Below are 14,172 nucleotides of genomic sequence, written 5' to 3' on the forward strand. Positions count from 1 at the left end.
CAAGCTCACCGCCGCCAGAGCCCCCCAGGTGGCAACGCGTGGTGCAGGTCGTAACCCCGCTGGTTGCCGCCCTGTCCCCGATCGTCTCTGCTGTCATAACCAAGAGCGGGTAGCCGCAAGAACCATGCTCCTGCGGTCGTGCCCCTGGCGTGCCCGATAGACCGGGGACTCACGGGGAATCACGGTCACCAGCGGGCAGCGAGTGCGACGAAGGCCCCCGACCGTCAATGCTGGTCAGGGGCCTTCAACTCAAGCGGTGGGTGTGGGATTTGAACCCACGGTGACTCTCGCCACGACGGTTTTCAAGATCGTATGCCGCAGTTCGAGGCTTGTGGGTCGTTCAGTCACCAGTGAAGACGGGGACGATCACTGCTGCGATCGCAGAGAGTAGGCCCGCTACAGCCAAGAAGGCATTGAACTTCTCTTTCGCGGTCGGGAAGACGGCGCGGCTCACGTCCCCGACCTTGCTCCGCAGCACGATCATCTTGAGCTTCTGCCAACGATGTTGGCGGTTTCGGCACCCCATCAGAACGCCGTAGGCATTGTTCCGGCAGTACGTCCTGCCGTCGCGGTTGACCGCTCCACACCAGACTGGCACCTGGAAGGAGGCATAGGCGAAGACCGCGATGGACAAGGCGGCAACGATCGGGAGGGCCCATTGCTGGGTCCAGGCGACTATGAGTGCTGCAACGGCGATGTATCCCCAGTACAGGCGCATGGCTTTCCCCATGAGAGCGCAGCGTAATGGCATATGCGCAGGTCAAGCAGCGGCGAGAACCGGACAGAGTTCCCACCATGGCGCGTACGTCTCTCTTGACTGCCGGTGCCACTAGCGACGCAGCCTGGACAAGACCGGGACCGCTGCGGCGATACTGAGAGCCGCTGAATTGAGCCCAGCGCTGCTGGGTGCCGGACTGTGTGTGCTCGTGGCACTTGTATGCCGTCGCGTCGCTCGCTCCAACCGTGACGAAACGTCTCAGACTGTGTGCGAGAGGGTGATGGCTATGGTGACTTCCTTGATGGTTGCTGGTCGCCAAATGGTTGCCGGCGTCTGTGAAGGCGTCGTTGGCGGGGCCTGCTTCGCCTTGATGACGGGCGCAGCAGTGCCGGGCTGAGTTCAGCGCTTGGGTGGCTCCTGACATCCACCGCTGACATCAACGGCGGTGGAAGTCAGCGAACTCCCAGGGTTCGCGGAGGACGAGGCGACGGCTGACTCTCCTAGGCAGACAGCCTCCGGATCGAACTCCTAATGCGGTGCTCACCTCGGTATGACGAGACGGAGCCAGTCGTCGAACGCGGAGAAGTCGGCATCCGTGATGCCCTTGCCGGGATCGACGCGATGAAGCAATGACGGCCCGGGGTGGCTGGCATCGACCCACAGGCGGTCTATGGCGCTGATTTCGTCGTCGACCCAGATGAACGGCCGGTCGTCGGCCCACTCGACGATGGCGCGGGTCTTCCAGTGCAGACCGCGCGGGCCTTCGGCGGTGCTGGAAGCCGGCCACTCCACCACGGGCAGCCTCGGCAGTCCAATGCGTGGGGAGACGACCTCGTTCGCCTCCTCCATCCAGGTCGTTGCCCACACGAGCTGACATCCCAGGGCTATGAGGCGCGGCCCGAGCTCAGGGTCGAGCCGCGTCAGCAGTGGGTTTCCCTGATCAGCAGACGTCCAGGTATCGGAGGCGGAGTCTTGTGGATGACCGGACGACGACCCGAACGGGATCAGTGGACCGTCGACGTCAAGAAAGAGGAGGGGACACTCCGGGCCGCTTGTCACGGCGGCACGATAGCTCGGTGTAGCAACGGAGCCTCCCTCATCCCTGGGCCGTCCCTCGGCCGTCCGAAGCCGCTCAACACCGGCAGACGACGACCAATGACGACCAGTCAGGCAGCCTGGGCCAGGCCCCGGAGCTGCAAAAACGCAGGTCGCCAAGATCCCCGGCAATACCCAGGGCAAGAAGAAGTAGGCCCGACGCTTCAAGCCCCCTGTCCGCGGGTTCTCCGCGAGTAGAGGGCTTCTTGCTGCCCTCGTGCCGGAGATCAAGCACTTCGACCGCTCCGTACGCGAGGGTGTGACCGCGATGATCATCGTGTGGCTGGTGCGATCACGGCGTCGAGCCGTTCCGGACAGGCCGTGTCTGGTCAGTCGAGCCGTGAGCGGGGAGTCTGGGGACATGCTGTTGCCGCCAGTCCACGGGAAGACGGAACTCATCGAGGTCGTCCGCATCACCGATCCCGCCCGGCACCTCGGTTCGGAGGATCTGGCGGGCGACACAGCCGCGATCTGGGAGGGCGGCCGAGCCCGGCAGGTCCTGTCTCTGATCGCCGAACTACCGGGCAGTGAGCTGTACCGCTGCTTCTTCCCGGGCTGGGGCATCCGGGCGCACAGCTCCACCGATCAGCTCTTCGAGATCGCCTTCTGCTTCCGTTGTCACGGTGCCCGCGTCTGGGGACCGGATCTTCCTGCCGGACAACAACGTCAGACCTTCGACGCGGACAGCCCTGCCGCACTCGAACTGCTCCGCCGATTTCGCTCGTGCCTGCCGGACTGAAGTGCAGGTCTCCCAGACCGTTGGCCGTCCAGCCCATCGCCCGTCCCACCAAGGCGACGTCGTCTTACTGGCCGCCCCGTCGACAGTCGGATCACCGTGCTAGAACACCGGCATGGCATACAGGTTCACGGCACTCATTGCGTGGGGACTCGATGATCCGGAGAGGGACGACTGCCTGATGGCAGGTGTGGCGGAGTCCGACGACGAGGAGGGGTTCGCGTTGATGTTCATGTGCGACTTCGACGAGCCCGAGGCACAGGAAGTGTCCCTGGGCATGGACACTCACTGCCTCGTCACACCTGACCAGGGCACTGCCTACGGCTGCGTAACCGAAGTGCATCTGGACGACGACGTGCTGCGGGTGACCTTGGATCCTGAGTCGCTGGACGACCTCGGGCTGACCGACCCTGTCGTCGAGGCGCTGCTTCGTGCACCGGCGGAGGACTTGGCGCGTATGCGTGAAGTCCTACCGCGCATCCTGCGATACGGCCGCCCGGAAGCCCATCCCAGACTGATCGGGGCGTAAGGGGAGCTTCGCGCCCTTTGCTTGTGCCACTGGGCGCCTCCGGCTGGAGGATCAGTGACCAGGCCGGATCACCGCCACCCCGGTCCGGCCGCCGTCCACGTCCACCACGGTGCCGTGCACGAAGGACGCCTCGTCGCTCGCCAGCCAGAGGGCCGCGTGGGCGATGGCGGCCGGGGTGCCGACGGTGCCGGCCGGGGTGCCGTGCATCATCGCCTCGCCGGGGTGGGGGTCGCTGCCCTCGGGGGACGGCGGGAGGACGACCCCGGGGGAGATCGCGTTGACGCGGACGCCCTGCGGGCCGAACTCGGCGGACCAGGCGCGGGTCAGCGTCTCCATCGCGCCCTTCGTCGAGCTGTAGAGGGCGCCGAGCGGGACGGCGAGGCGCGTGATCCACGAGCCGAGGTTGATGATCGTGCCGCCGCCCGCGGCCGCCATCGCCGGGGCCACGGTGGCGGTCAGGAAGAAGGGGGCCTTCACGTTCACCCCGTAGACCCGGTCGAAGGTCTCCTCGGTGGTGTCGGCGGTGCCGGGCGCCGGGTAGACGCCCGCGTTGTTGACCAGGACGTCGATGCGGCCGCCCAGGGCCGCGGTGGCCCGCTCGGCCAGGTCGCCGGAGGCCCGCGGGGAGCCGTCGAGCTCCGCCGCCACGAAGTCGGCCCGGCCGCCCGCCGCCCGGATGCCGTCGACGACGGCGGCACCCCGCTCGGTGTTCCGCCCGGATACGACGACGTGGGCGCCCTCGGCCGCGAACACCTCGGCGATGGCCTGGCCGATGTTGCTCGTCGAGCCCGTGACCAGCGCCGTCTTTCCGTGCAGTCGTCCACTCATGACGTGCTTCCCCTCGTGCTTGTACGTGATCGGGTGTGCTGACGGCGACCACGGTGCTCCGCATAAAATGGACCGGCAAGTCCAGAGTGCGGGGAGAGAGGAGACCGGCCGTGGCCGAGACGCTGACCGCCAAGGGGCGTGCCACCCGGGCCCGGATCGTCGAGGGCGCGGCGGAGGTCCTGCGCGAGCAGGGTGTCTCCGTCACGACGCTCGACGACATCCGCGCCCGTACCGGCACCAGCAAGAGCCAGCTCTTCCACTACTTCGCCGGCGGCAAGGACGAACTGCTGCTCGCCGTCGCCCGGTTCGAGGCCGACCGGGTGATCGAGGACCAGCAGCCGCATCTGGGCCGCCTCGACTCGTGGGAGTCCTGGCAGCGCTGGCGGGACGTGGTCGTGGAGCGCTATGAACTCCAGGGCGACCACTGCCCGCTGGGCGCGCTGTTCCTCCAGGTCGGGCGGTCGAGTCCGGGCGCGCGGGCGATCGTCACGGAGCTGATGCGGCAGTGGCAGGCGGAGCTGGCGCGCGGCATCCGCGCCGTGCAGGAGGGCGGCCTGGTGCGGGCCTCCCTCGACGCCGACCGCACGGCGGGGGCGCTGCTCGCCGGGATCCAGGGCGGCGTCACGATCATGATGTCGACCGGTGACTCCACCCACCTCAGGGCCGCGCTCGACACCGGCATCGCGTATCTGCGCGGCTAGGGCGTGTGTCGAAAGTCCCGTCTGCCTCGCGGGGTCTGGCACGCACGCTCGCGGCGTTGCCGAAACGTCCTCATAGCTCCGCTATGAGGACGCCCCGGCGCCTTGCGATCGCACGCACCAGACCCCGCGAGGCCCGCCCTTCGGGCGAACGACGGGACTTTCGACACACGCCCTAGGGCCGAGGCATCGCTCCGGTGGCGCCGAGCCGGACGAGCACGCGCTCGCGCAGCAGCTCGTACTCCTCCCGGAGTCTGCGCAGCCCGGAGTCGGGCGGGCGGGGGATCACCGTCCCCGGCGTGACGATCTCGTGCGGGGCGAACTGCTCACGGGTGAGGTCGACTTCGAGACCGTCGCCCAGTCTGTTCCACCAGTGGTAGTCGACCCGCACGCCGTCCACGTGCACCTCGCCGCGCAGCAGATCACCGCCGAGCAGATCGTTGAGCACCAGCGCGGTCACCCCGCACTGGTCCCGCGCGGGATTGTCCCCCGTCCAGCGCGCGCGGTACTCGGGCGTACAGGTCTCGGCATCCCAACTGGCGCGCACAGCAAGCTCGATGTCGGTCAGCAGCAGCGGTTTCTCGGCGGTGTCCGTCATGCCCGCCACTGTGACACCCGGCACTGACAACGGCCCCGGCCCGCCCGCCGTCAGCCGACAACCCGCGCCGCGATCTCCCGCGCGCACGCGGCCTCCGCCGAACGGACCCGGGGCCGACGGTCACTGTCCCGTCGGCCCCGAAATCGATCCTCGCGAGCCGCCGTTGAGGACGATCACGTCGGTCATGGACCGAACGTGACGGCGGGACGCGTCACTTGGTGAAGTACAGGTACTTCCAGGAGCTGTGCGTCGTCGAGTTCACGTTGTCCCCGGACGAGTTGTTGACGTACGAGCTGCGCGCGCGTGCCTTGATGCCCGCCTCGCCGGGAGCGCCCAGGCTGACGGCCACCTTCCCGTTCGTGCCGAGCTTGAAGTACTGCGAACCGGAGTCGTACCACTTGCCGTTGTAGTAGACCTCCAGCTCCAGACGCTCCTTGCGGCCCTTGTAGTACGACATGGTCGTGGTCACCACGGGGCTCGTGTTCTTGTGGAACCAGTAGTACGAGTGCGAGCCGACCTTGCCCGTCTTGTAGTGCTTGGAGATCGAGTTCGACACCTTCACGCGCGCGTAGGCCGTCACCTTCACGGTCTTCGACGCGTAGCGCGCGTCCCCGGCGAACACCGCGGTGACCGTGGTGTCGCGCTTCATGTCCACGGTCGCGGAGACGTTCCCGCTGGAGTTGACCTTCGCGGTCCTGATCAGCTTGTTCGGCTTGTCGCCGCCGTACGGGTTCGCCCAGATCTCCACCGTGCGGTTCTTGTACGTCGACCCGAGGTGCGCGGTGAAGGAGACGTCGGCTCCGTACGAGTAGACGTTGCCGTTCTTGTTCAGCGTCAGGGTCGGCGTGCTGCGCGAGACGGCGACCTTGTCGGACGTGGAGACCGCCGAGTGCGTGGCATCCCCCGCGTACGACACCTTGTAGGTGACCGTTCCGCCGACCGTCGGGGTGTCGCTGAACGCGTAGGTGCCGTCGCTCTTCACGGTGACGCCGGCGAGCGCCTTGCCGTTCGGTGACTCCAGGTCGGTGCGGGAGACGGTGAGCTTCGCGCCGGCCGGCAGGGCGACGGACGCGGAGAGCTTCCCCTTGACGGTGAGCTTCTTGGCGCGGGTCGCCTTCGACGGGGCGTCGACCGTCAGGGTCGGGTTGCTGAGCGTCGGGTCGGCGAGGACCTTGAGCGCGTAGCCGCTGCCGCTCGGCACGAGCGTGAACACCCGGGACAGGTCGGGGGCCCACTCCAGAGCCACCACCTCGGTGCTCTGGGCGTAACTGTGCACGACCTTGGTGGAGTTCGGCGCGTACGTCACCACCTTGCTGCCGGTGTACTGGGCGACCATGCCGTTCGGCGCGACGTCGGCGCGCAGCCCGCTGGGGTAGGAGCCCGCCTCGCGGAACGACCCGTCCGCGTACGCGTCCCGCACCGCGCCGTTGACCAGCACCTCGCGGCCGCCGGGGATCAGGTCGATGTCCCCGATGCCGCTGTTGAGCCGGTAGTCGCCGTCGTACCAGGCGACCACCGAGGGAGCCGTCCCCGAGACGTCGAGCACCGCCATGGAGTCGGTGGAGCTGCCGGTCTCGCCGACCGCGAGGACGCCCGGCTGCGACGGGTCGGTGTCGAGCAGGCCCTGGCCGTGGATCCCGCTGGAGGTGCCCTCCGTCGGGAACCGCTGAAGCGCCACCGGGTCGGTCCCGCTCGCCGGGTCCACGCCCGGGTCGACCGAGCCGAGATCGCCGTCCCACTGGTCGCCGTACGTGAACCACGCCTTGCCGGCGCTGAACGCGACGTAGGTCGGCCCCGTGTCGGTGGCGACCGGATAGCGCCGCACCACGTCGAGCGTGGCCGCGTCGAGCGCCACGATCTCGTGGCTGTCGCGCACGGCCGCGTACACCGTGGCGCCGTCGTCGGAGACCGTGAGATCGCTGAGCGCGCCGAGGTCGCTCACGGAGTCGACGAGCCGGCCCGTGTAGTCGAGGGCCAGGATCTTGCCGCCCGAGGCGTCCCCGACGAAGACGCGCTTCAGCGCGCCGTCGGCGACGACACCGGCGGGTTGGGCGACGGTGGCCGTGGCCGCCGAGGCGGTGCCGGCCGCGACGGCGCTCAGCGCCGCCGACGAGAAAAGGACCGCGAGCGCCGTCGCGGTAGAGATGCTGCGCGTCCGCACAGTCGTGTACCCCCACAAAGGATCCCGGTGGATGACCGGGAGATGAGAGCGCCGCGCGACGCCCGTGTCCGTCCGGCGGAGGGACCGGGGCGCGGCTGCTGATGCGCAGCGTATGACATGGCAGTGACAGTTGAGGAGGGGGTTTCCGCAGAGGCGTGCGGTGCGGCGCGCGGGACGGCCCTGCTCATGTGCGCCGTTGATGCGCCCGCCGGGATGGGCATGCAATGGGTGAGGCTCTCCGCCCGGAGGTCCACACCGGTCCACCCAGGTCCATGCAGGTCCATCGAGGAGGGAACCATGGCCGCCGAGTCCCCCAGGCCCGACCAGACACCCGAGACCCACGTCGAAGTGAGCCGGCCCGTGACGGAGCTGGTGCTCCTCGGCGCCTGCGGCTGCGGCTCCGGCTGCGGCTGCGGCTGCCAGTCCGGCGCTCCGTGCCAGTGCGGCGGCTGCTCCGGCTGACCGCTGACGCACGAGGGCCCCGCACCCGTGCCGGGTGCGGGGCCCTCGTCCGCGTACCGGACGCGGAATCCGGTCAGGCGCCCTCGCCCGCCGGCGACGGCGTGGCGCTCGCCGCCTGCACGTCGTCCGCGTGCTCACCCGTCACCAGGTAGACGACGCGCTTGGCGACGGCCACGGCGTGGTCGGCGTACCGCTCGTAGTACCGGCCGAGCAGCGTCACGTCGACCGCGGTCTCGATGCCGTGCTTCCACTTCTCGTCCATCAGGTGCTGGAAGAGCGTGCGGTGCAGCAGGTCCATCTCGTCGTCGTCCTGCTCCAGCTGCATCGCCAGATCGACGTCCTTGGTGATGATCACCTCGGCCGCCTTCGCCATCAGGCGCTGCGCGAGCTGGCCCATCTCCAGGATGGTCGCGTGCAGGTCGTGCGGGACGGCCCGCTCGGGGAAGCGCAGCCGGGCCAGCTTGGCGACGTGCTGGGCCAGGTCGCCGCTGCGCTCCAGGTCGGCGCTCATCCGCAGGGAGGTGACCACGATCCGCAGGTCGGTGGCGACCGGCTGCTGCCGCGCCAGCAGGGCTATGGCCCGCGCCTCCAGCTCGTGCTGAAGATCGTCCACCTTCTGGTCGGCGGCGATCACGGTCTCGGCCAGCTTCAGATCGGCGTCGAGCATGGCCGTGGTGGCGCGCCCGATCGCCGACCCGACAAGGCGGGCCATCTCGACCAGGCCCTCGCCGATCGAGTCAAGTTCCTCGTGGTACGCGTCACGCATACGACGTGCCCTCTCTCAAGGATGCTCAGGATGGTGTCCGTGGGACCCGGTCGGCCCCACGCTCCCACGTTCCGTGCCGTACGCGTCCGGATCCGGCACCTGAAATGAATCACCTCCGTACTGAAGGTGAACTCTGGGCGACGAGTGTTCGAGCGTCCACTCGGACGGCTGTGGAGGACCGGCTCGGCCCGCATAACCTGGAGACATGGACGTGAACGCGGCGATCGCCGCAGCCTCAGCGATCGCCGGAGTGTGCACCGGGGCGATCGCGACGCTGGCGTTCCGCTGGAGCGAACGCGACCAGAAGCGCCCCACCCGCACTTCTCTGCACACGGACCCCGCCCTGCCGCCCGGCGTGGACACGGTTCTCTCCGTGCTGCGCTCGTCCGCCGTCGTCCTCGACGAGGCGGACAGCGTGGTCAAGGCCAGCTCGGCGGCGTACGCGCTCGGTCTCGTACGCGGCGGAAAGCTCGCCGTCGAGCCGATGCTCCAGATGGCCAGGGACACCCGGCGCGACGGCGAGATACGGCAGGTCGAGCTGGACCTGCCGCGCCGGGGCACCGGCCGCGGCGAGGCCCTCGCCGTCTCCGCGCGGGTGGCGCCGCTCGGCTCCCGCCTGGTGCTCCTCCTCGTCGAGGACCTGACCGAGGCCCGCCGCATCGAGGCGGTCCGCCGCGACTTCGTGGCGAACGTCAGCCATGAACTGAAGACCCCCGTGGGCGCCCTCTCCCTGCTCTCCGAGGCGGTCATGGACGCCTCCGACGACCCCGAGGCCGTCGAGCGCTTCGCCGGCCGGATGCAGATCGAGGCGACCCGCCTGACCAGCCTCGTCCAGGAACTCATCGACCTCTCCCGGGTGCAGAACGACGACCCCCTGGAGGACGCCGAGCCGGTCCGCGTCGACGAGCTCGTCGCCGAGGCTATCGACCGCTGCCGCCAGCCGGCCGCCACCAAGCAGATCACCATGGCCGCCGGCGGCACCGCCGACGTCCGCGTCTGGGGCAACCGGGGGCAGCTCGCCGCCGCCCTGGGCAACCTGGTGGAGAACGCGGTCAACTACTCGCCCGCTCGCACCCGCGTCGGCATAGCCGCCCGCCGGGTGACCGCGCCCGGCGGCGACCTGATCGAGATAGCCGTCACCGACCAGGGCATCGGCATCTCCGACAAGGACAAGGAGCGCATCTTCGAGCGCTTCTACCGGGTCGACCCGGCCCGCTCCCGCGCGACGGGCGGTACGGGCCTCGGCCTCGCCATCGTCAAGCACGTGGCCGCCTCCCACGGCGGAGAGGTCACCGTGTGGAGCTCGGAGGGACAGGGCTCCACCTTCACGCTGCGGCTGCCCGAAGCGGCCGCGCCCCGCGGTCCCCACCAGACTTCAGCCGCCCCAGGCCCCGGAGACGTACGCGACGAAGACGACGCACACGGGCCCGACCACACCACCGCATACGAATCCATCCCTGCCCCGGAGGTCCTTCCGTGACCCGAGTGCTCGTCGTAGAGGACGAGGAGTCCTTCTCCGACGCCCTGTCCTACATGCTCCGCAAGGAGGGCTTCGAGGTCGCCATCGCGGCCACCGGGCCCGACGGACTCGACGAGTTCGAGCGCAACGGCGCCGACCTCGTCCTGCTCGACCTGATGCTGCCGGGCCTGCCCGGCACGGAGGTCTGCCGTCAGCTGCGCGGCCGCTCCAACGTCCCGGTGATCATGGTGACCGCCAAGGACAGCGAGATCGACAAGGTCGTCGGGCTCGAAATAGGAGCGGACGACTACGTCACCAAGCCCTTCTCCTCGCGCGAGCTGGTCGCCCGCATCCGGGCCGTCCTGCGCCGCCGCGGCGAGCCCGAGGAGGTCACTCCGCAGGCCCTGGAGGCGGGTCCGGTCCGGATGGACGTCGACCGGCACGTGGTGACCGTCGCCGGTTCCAAGGTCGACCTTCCGCTCAAGGAGTTCGACCTGCTGGAGATGCTGCTGCGCAACGCGGGCCGGGTGCTCACCCGCATGCAGCTCATCGACCGGGTCTGGGGCGCGGACTACGTGGGCGACACCAAGACCCTCGACGTCCACGTGAAGCGCCTGCGCGCCAAGATCGAGCCGGACCCGGGCGCGCCGCGCTACCTGGTCACGGTCCGCGGCCTCGGCTACAAGTTCGAGCCGTAGACCGGCCCGGTCGCACCGTACGGACAACGCCCCGGGGGGCGGATCCCAGCTGGGATCCGCCCCCGGGGCGTTGTCCGTACGGTGTCGCGGCTCAGCGGCCCGAGGGGGACTCGGTGGCCGTCGCGGACGCGGACGACGACGAGGACGCCGAGGACGACGGCGACGCGCCGGAGGACTGCGAGGCCGACGCCGAGGCGTCCGGCGTCTGCGGCGCCTCGGTCGGGCCCCACTTCTCGAAGTAGCTCTCGGCCGGCACCACGAACGCCTTCAGCTTCACGTCACCGGCCTCGCTGAAGGAGAAGGTGATCGGCTGGGCGTTCCCGTCGAGGACCGCGGTGCGGCTGTTGGGCAGCTCGGCGGCGGCGTTGCCCTTGCCGCCGAGGACGACCGAGCCGCCGGCCGGGACCGTGATGGTCGAGCCGCCCTTGGCGCCGGTCAGGGTCGCGGTCTTGCCGACGCCGTCGACGGTGATGCCGTCGAGCGTCTGGTCGGCCTTGCCGTTGTTGAAGAGGGTGGCGGTGACGACGGCCGGGCCCTTGGAGGTGCGGTCGGGCTGGGTGATCACGGTGGCGTTCTGCACCTTGATGTCACCGACCGAGGTCGCGGCGTTGTCGGGCTTCACCTCGAGCGTCTGCGCGTTGTGGCCGGCACCGCACGCGGCGAGCGAGGCGATCGAGAACGCGATGGCGGCGGCGGCGAGGGCGCCGCGTCGAAGGCTGCTGCTCACGGCGGCGGCTACTCCTTGAACGTGGGCGGGGCAGACGGCTCCACGGGGGTGTAAAGCCGTCCTAAGGGTCTGTCAGCGGCCTTAGATTACCGAGCCGTTCTCACGCCATCGCACCCGACCCGCCCCTAGAGGGTGTGTCCTGGCGGCCGACGGCTCCTCGCGGGCGTCGGGTACGCATCCGGCATCCCGTGTTCCTCACTGTCACCAATGGCCCCTTGTTCATCTTTCGCATAGGCCCTGTCCAGCGGCGCGTGCGGATTTCCGGTAAGGAATGCATGGCGGTCCGGAAAAACGATCACCCGGGTGCCGGAAACGCAGTGATCAATTCCGGATTCGGCCCGAACGGGGGTCGGTGCGCCCGAACGGAGTAGCGGAAGTCGCACGCTCCGAACCTCACAAAACGGGACGTTCGACCCTTTGGACGCCTGTTCAGATGCCTGTAACGTTCGCGTTTCTCCCTCGGCGGAGAGCTGCTCCGACCTGCGAATACCCCGCTCCTCTTCCGTCCGCGGACCCCTTCGCAGCACGTTCCTGTTGTTGTTGTCAAGCCCCGAGATATGCCCTGACCTGCGAAAACGCCATTCAGAACCCGCAGTTTCCGTGTTACCCTGGATAGCCACGGAAGGGGTACCTGTCACATGACGTTCAAGGTTGGCGACACCGTGGTCTATCCCCATCACGGGGCCGCGCTGATCGAGGCTATCGAAACTCGCCAGATCAAAGGCGTGGACAAGACCTACTTGGTGCTGAAGGTCGCCCAGGGCGACTTGACGGTACGTGTGCCAGCGGACAATGCGGAGTTCGTCGGCGTGCGGGACGTGGTCGGTCAGGACGGGCTCGACCGGGTCTTCGAGGTACTGCGCGCGCCGTACGCCGAGGAGCCCACGAACTGGTCGCGCCGCTACAAGGCAAACCTGGAGAAGCTCGCCTCCGGCGATGTCATCAAGGTCGCGGAGGTTGTGCGTGACCTGTGGCGTCGTGAGCGTGAGCGCGGACTGTCCGCGGGTGAGAAGCGCATGCTCGCCAAGGCTCGCCAGATCCTGGTGAGCGAGCTCGCTCTCGCGGAGAACACGAACGAGGACAAGGCCGAGGCCCTGCTCGACGAGGTTCTCGCGTCCTGACGCGCTGCTGCGCGGGATAAGCGCGTAGGAAACAATGCCGTGGTGCCCGCTGACCCTGATGGTGTCGCCGGGCGCTGCGGCATGCGCGTATCCGCCCGCCCCGCCCGAGATGTTCCTCGGTGCCTGTCGAAGTGCCGTCCCCTGACGTGCCGGGCCCGGGCAGCTGGCTCGACCGGTGTCACGGAAGGGTCCGGTCAAGGCGTCGCGCCCGGCACGATGTGGCCATACCCACCACCCCCGAGCGTACAAACCTGAACGGAACCGATGTCTGACGAAACGCGTCCCGTTGTCGCCCGCGCACGCACCGCGGCCGTGATTCCGGCCGCCGGCCGGGGTGTACGCCTCGGCCCGGGCACCCCCAAGGCGCTCCGCACGCTGAACGGCACCCCGATGCTGATCCACGCCGTGCGCGCCATGGCGGCCTCCCGGTCGGTCTCCCTCGTCGTGGTCGTCGCCCCGCCGGACGGCGCGGCCGAGGTGAAGAGCCTGCTCGCCGACCACGCCCTTCCCGAGCGCACCGACTTCGTCGTCGTGCCCGGCGGTGAGTCCCGCCAGGAGTCCGTGAAGCTCGGCCTCGACGCCCTGCCGGACGGCATCGACATCGTCCTCGTGCACGACGCGGCCCGGCCGCTGGTGCCGGTGGACACCGTCGACGCGGTCATCGAGGCCGTACGGGACGGGCAGCCGGCCGTCGTGCCCGCGCTGCCGCTCGCGGACACCGTCAAGGAGGTCGTGCCGACCACCGACGGCAGCCCCGAGCCGGTCGTCGCCACGCCGTCGCGGGCCAGGCTGCGCGCGGTGCAGACCCCGCAGGGCTTCGACCACGACACGCTCCGCCGGGCGCACGAGACCGTCACCGAGGACGTGACCGACGACGCGAGCATGGTGGAGCAGCTGGGGCTCCAGGTCGTGCTCGTGCCCGGGCACGAGGAGGCGTTCAAGGTGACCCGGCCGCTGGACCTCGTGCTCGCCGAGGCCGTGCTCGCCCGCAGGAGGGCCAACGATGGGTTCTGAGCAGCAGCCGCTCCAGCAGCCGTTCCCGTACGTCCTGCCGCAGGTCGGCATCGGGACCGACATCCACGCCTTCGAGGAGGGGCGGGAGATGTGGTGCGGCGGGCTGAAGTGGGAGGCCCCCGACTACACCGGCCCCGGGCTCGCCGGGCACTCCGACGCCGACGTGGTCGCCCACGCGGCCTGCAACGCGCTGTTCTCGGCCGCCGGACTCGGTGACCTTGGCCGGCACTTCGGGACCGGGCGGCCCGAGTGGGCGGGCGCGAGCGGGCTCACGCTGCTCGCGGAGGCGGCGCGGATCGTGCGGGACGCCGGTTTCGTCATCGGCAATGTCGCCGTGCAGGTCGTCGGCCCCCGGCCGAAGATCGGCAAGCGGCGCGACGAGGCCCAGAAGGTGCTGTCCGAGGCCGCCGGTGCGCCGGTCTCCGTCTCGGGCGCGACCACCGACGGGCTCGGCTTCCCCGGGCGCGACGAGGGGCTGATGGCGGTGGCGACGGCGCTGGTGGTGCGGTCCGGGCGTGCCTGACCTGCACGGAAGCCGCCCCGCCCCCTTATTGCGCATCAC

General features: G+C 69.4%; 16 protein-coding genes. 9 read left to right on the forward strand and 7 right to left on the reverse strand.

Features of this window, described 5'->3' with window-relative positions; all coding sequences use genetic code 11:
* Positions 1-340: 340 nt before the first annotated feature.
* Both ABII15_RS21020 and ABII15_RS21025 read right to left on the reverse strand, forming a co-directional pair.
* Positions 341-730, reverse strand: coding sequence for a hypothetical protein (locus tag ABII15_RS21020; protein WP_353943860.1), 390 nt, complete (start codon positions 728-730; stop codon positions 341-343).
* A gap of 528 nt (positions 731-1,258) precedes the next feature.
* Complete coding sequence (locus ABII15_RS21025) at positions 1,259-1,777, reverse strand: HAD domain-containing protein (protein ID WP_353943861.1); 519 nt, start codon at positions 1,775-1,777, stop codon at positions 1,259-1,261.
* Between the two features lie 397 nt (positions 1,778-2,174).
* On the opposite strand from ABII15_RS21025, the gene ABII15_RS21030 reads away from it, so the two are divergent.
* Both ABII15_RS21030 and ABII15_RS21035 read left to right on the forward strand, forming a co-directional pair.
* Positions 2,175-2,552 carry a hypothetical protein gene (locus ABII15_RS21030; protein WP_353943862.1) on the forward strand — a complete coding sequence of 126 codons (378 nt, stop codon included), beginning with the start codon at positions 2,175-2,177 and terminating at the stop codon, positions 2,550-2,552.
* Between the two features lie 112 nt (positions 2,553-2,664).
* Positions 2,665-3,078 (forward strand): Imm10 family immunity protein, encoded by a 414-nt coding sequence (locus ABII15_RS21035; protein ID WP_353943863.1) that lies wholly within the window; start codon positions 2,665-2,667, stop codon positions 3,076-3,078.
* A 51-nt stretch (positions 3,079-3,129) separates the two neighbouring features.
* Here ABII15_RS21035 and ABII15_RS21040 read toward each other — a convergent pair whose 3' ends face one another.
* A complete protein-coding gene (locus ABII15_RS21040) occupies positions 3,130-3,906 on the reverse strand; it encodes an SDR family oxidoreductase (protein WP_353943864.1) in 777 nt (258 codons plus the stop codon).
* Between the two features lie 110 nt (positions 3,907-4,016).
* Between ABII15_RS21040 and ABII15_RS21045 the strand changes: the two genes are divergently transcribed.
* Positions 4,017-4,607, forward strand: coding sequence for a TetR/AcrR family transcriptional regulator (locus tag ABII15_RS21045; RefSeq protein WP_353943865.1), 591 nt, complete (start codon positions 4,017-4,019; stop codon positions 4,605-4,607).
* 172 nt (positions 4,608-4,779) lie between these two features.
* Here the strand turns inward: ABII15_RS21045 and ABII15_RS21050 are convergent, their stop codons facing one another.
* Both ABII15_RS21050 and ABII15_RS21055 read right to left on the reverse strand, forming a co-directional pair.
* A complete protein-coding gene (locus ABII15_RS21050; RefSeq protein ID WP_353943866.1) occupies positions 4,780-5,202 on the reverse strand; it encodes a hypothetical protein in 423 nt (140 codons plus the stop codon).
* 211 nt (positions 5,203-5,413) lie between these two features.
* Positions 5,414-7,363, reverse strand: a complete 1,950-nt coding sequence (locus ABII15_RS21055; RefSeq protein WP_353943867.1) for an Ig-like domain repeat protein — start codon at positions 7,361-7,363, stop codon at positions 5,414-5,416.
* Between the two features lie 297 nt (positions 7,364-7,660).
* On the opposite strand from ABII15_RS21055, the gene ABII15_RS21060 reads away from it, so the two are divergent.
* Positions 7,661-7,825 carry a hypothetical protein gene (locus ABII15_RS21060; protein ID WP_353943868.1) on the forward strand — a complete coding sequence of 55 codons (165 nt, stop codon included), beginning with the start codon at positions 7,661-7,663 and terminating at the stop codon, positions 7,823-7,825.
* 73 nt (positions 7,826-7,898) lie between these two features.
* Here the strand turns inward: ABII15_RS21060 and phoU are convergent, their stop codons facing one another.
* Positions 7,899-8,591: a phosphate signaling complex protein PhoU gene (gene phoU, locus ABII15_RS21065; protein WP_353943869.1), complete on the reverse strand. Its 693-nt coding sequence runs from the start codon at positions 8,589-8,591 to the stop codon at positions 7,899-7,901.
* A 205-nt stretch (positions 8,592-8,796) separates the two neighbouring features.
* On the opposite strand from phoU, the gene ABII15_RS21070 reads away from it, so the two are divergent.
* Both ABII15_RS21070 and ABII15_RS21075 read left to right on the forward strand, forming a co-directional pair.
* Positions 8,797-10,071, forward strand: a complete 1,275-nt coding sequence (locus ABII15_RS21070) for an ATP-binding protein (protein WP_353943870.1) — start codon at positions 8,797-8,799, stop codon at positions 10,069-10,071.
* Positions 10,068-10,748, forward strand: a complete 681-nt coding sequence (locus tag ABII15_RS21075) for a response regulator transcription factor (protein WP_353943871.1) — start codon at positions 10,068-10,070, stop codon at positions 10,746-10,748. Before ABII15_RS21070 ends, ABII15_RS21075 begins: the two co-directional genes overlap by 4 nt.
* A 91-nt stretch (positions 10,749-10,839) precedes the next feature.
* Here ABII15_RS21075 and ABII15_RS21080 read toward each other — a convergent pair whose 3' ends face one another.
* On the reverse strand, positions 10,840-11,475 hold the full coding sequence (locus tag ABII15_RS21080) for a DUF461 domain-containing protein (RefSeq protein WP_353943872.1): 636 nt from the start codon (positions 11,473-11,475) through the stop codon (positions 10,840-10,842).
* A gap of 638 nt (positions 11,476-12,113) precedes the next feature.
* Here ABII15_RS21080 and ABII15_RS21085 point away from each other — a divergent pair.
* The 3 genes from ABII15_RS21085 (at position 12,114) to ispF (ending at position 14,133) form a co-directional block, all read left to right on the forward strand.
* Positions 12,114-12,596: a CarD family transcriptional regulator gene (locus tag ABII15_RS21085; protein ID WP_003953493.1), complete on the forward strand. Its 483-nt coding sequence runs from the start codon at positions 12,114-12,116 to the stop codon at positions 12,594-12,596.
* A 264-nt stretch (positions 12,597-12,860) separates the two neighbouring features.
* The gene (gene ispD, locus ABII15_RS21090; RefSeq protein WP_353943873.1) at positions 12,861-13,610 is read left to right on the forward strand and encodes a 2-C-methyl-D-erythritol 4-phosphate cytidylyltransferase; all 750 of its coding nucleotides are present in this window, start codon (positions 12,861-12,863) and stop codon (positions 13,608-13,610) included.
* On the forward strand, positions 13,600-14,133 hold the full coding sequence (gene ispF / locus ABII15_RS21095) for a 2-C-methyl-D-erythritol 2,4-cyclodiphosphate synthase (protein WP_353943874.1): 534 nt from the start codon (positions 13,600-13,602) through the stop codon (positions 14,131-14,133). Before ispD ends, ispF begins: the two co-directional genes overlap by 11 nt.
* The last annotated feature ends 39 nt before the right edge of the window (positions 14,134-14,172 follow it).

The organism is Streptomyces sp. HUAS MG91 (genome assembly GCF_040529335.1).
GTDB classification, from domain to species: Bacteria; Actinomycetota; Actinomycetes; order Streptomycetales; family Streptomycetaceae; genus Streptomyces; species Streptomyces tabacisoli.

What these genes read in the sequence shown, in the direction of transcription:
- ABII15_RS21035 (WP_353943863.1), top strand. Translation starts at nt 2,665, where the DNA reads ATGGCATACAGGTTCACGGCACTCATTGCGTGGGGACTCGATGATCCG.
- ABII15_RS21030 (WP_353943862.1), top strand. Translation starts at nt 2,175, where the DNA reads ATGCTGTTGCCGCCAGTCCACGGGAAGACGGAACTCATCGAGGTCGTC.
- ispD (WP_353943873.1), top strand. Translation starts at nt 12,861, where the DNA reads ATGTCTGACGAAACGCGTCCCGTTGTCGCCCGCGCACGCACCGCGGCC.
- ABII15_RS21040 (WP_353943864.1), bottom strand. Translation starts at nt 3,906, where the DNA reads ATGAGTGGACGACTGCACGGAAAGACGGCGCTGGTCACGGGCTCGACG.
- ABII15_RS21060 (WP_353943868.1), top strand. Translation starts at nt 7,661, where the DNA reads ATGGCCGCCGAGTCCCCCAGGCCCGACCAGACACCCGAGACCCACGTC.
- ABII15_RS21020 (WP_353943860.1), bottom strand. Translation starts at nt 730, where the DNA reads ATGGGGAAAGCCATGCGCCTGTACTGGGGATACATCGCCGTTGCAGCA.
- ABII15_RS21070 (WP_353943870.1), top strand. Translation starts at nt 8,797, where the DNA reads ATGGACGTGAACGCGGCGATCGCCGCAGCCTCAGCGATCGCCGGAGTG.
- phoU (WP_353943869.1), bottom strand. Translation starts at nt 8,591, where the DNA reads ATGCGTGACGCGTACCACGAGGAACTTGACTCGATCGGCGAGGGCCTG.
- ABII15_RS21050 (WP_353943866.1), bottom strand. Translation starts at nt 5,202, where the DNA reads ATGACGGACACCGCCGAGAAACCGCTGCTGCTGACCGACATCGAGCTT.
- ispF (WP_353943874.1), top strand. Translation starts at nt 13,600, where the DNA reads ATGGGTTCTGAGCAGCAGCCGCTCCAGCAGCCGTTCCCGTACGTCCTG.
- ABII15_RS21085 (WP_003953493.1), top strand. Translation starts at nt 12,114, where the DNA reads ATGACGTTCAAGGTTGGCGACACCGTGGTCTATCCCCATCACGGGGCC.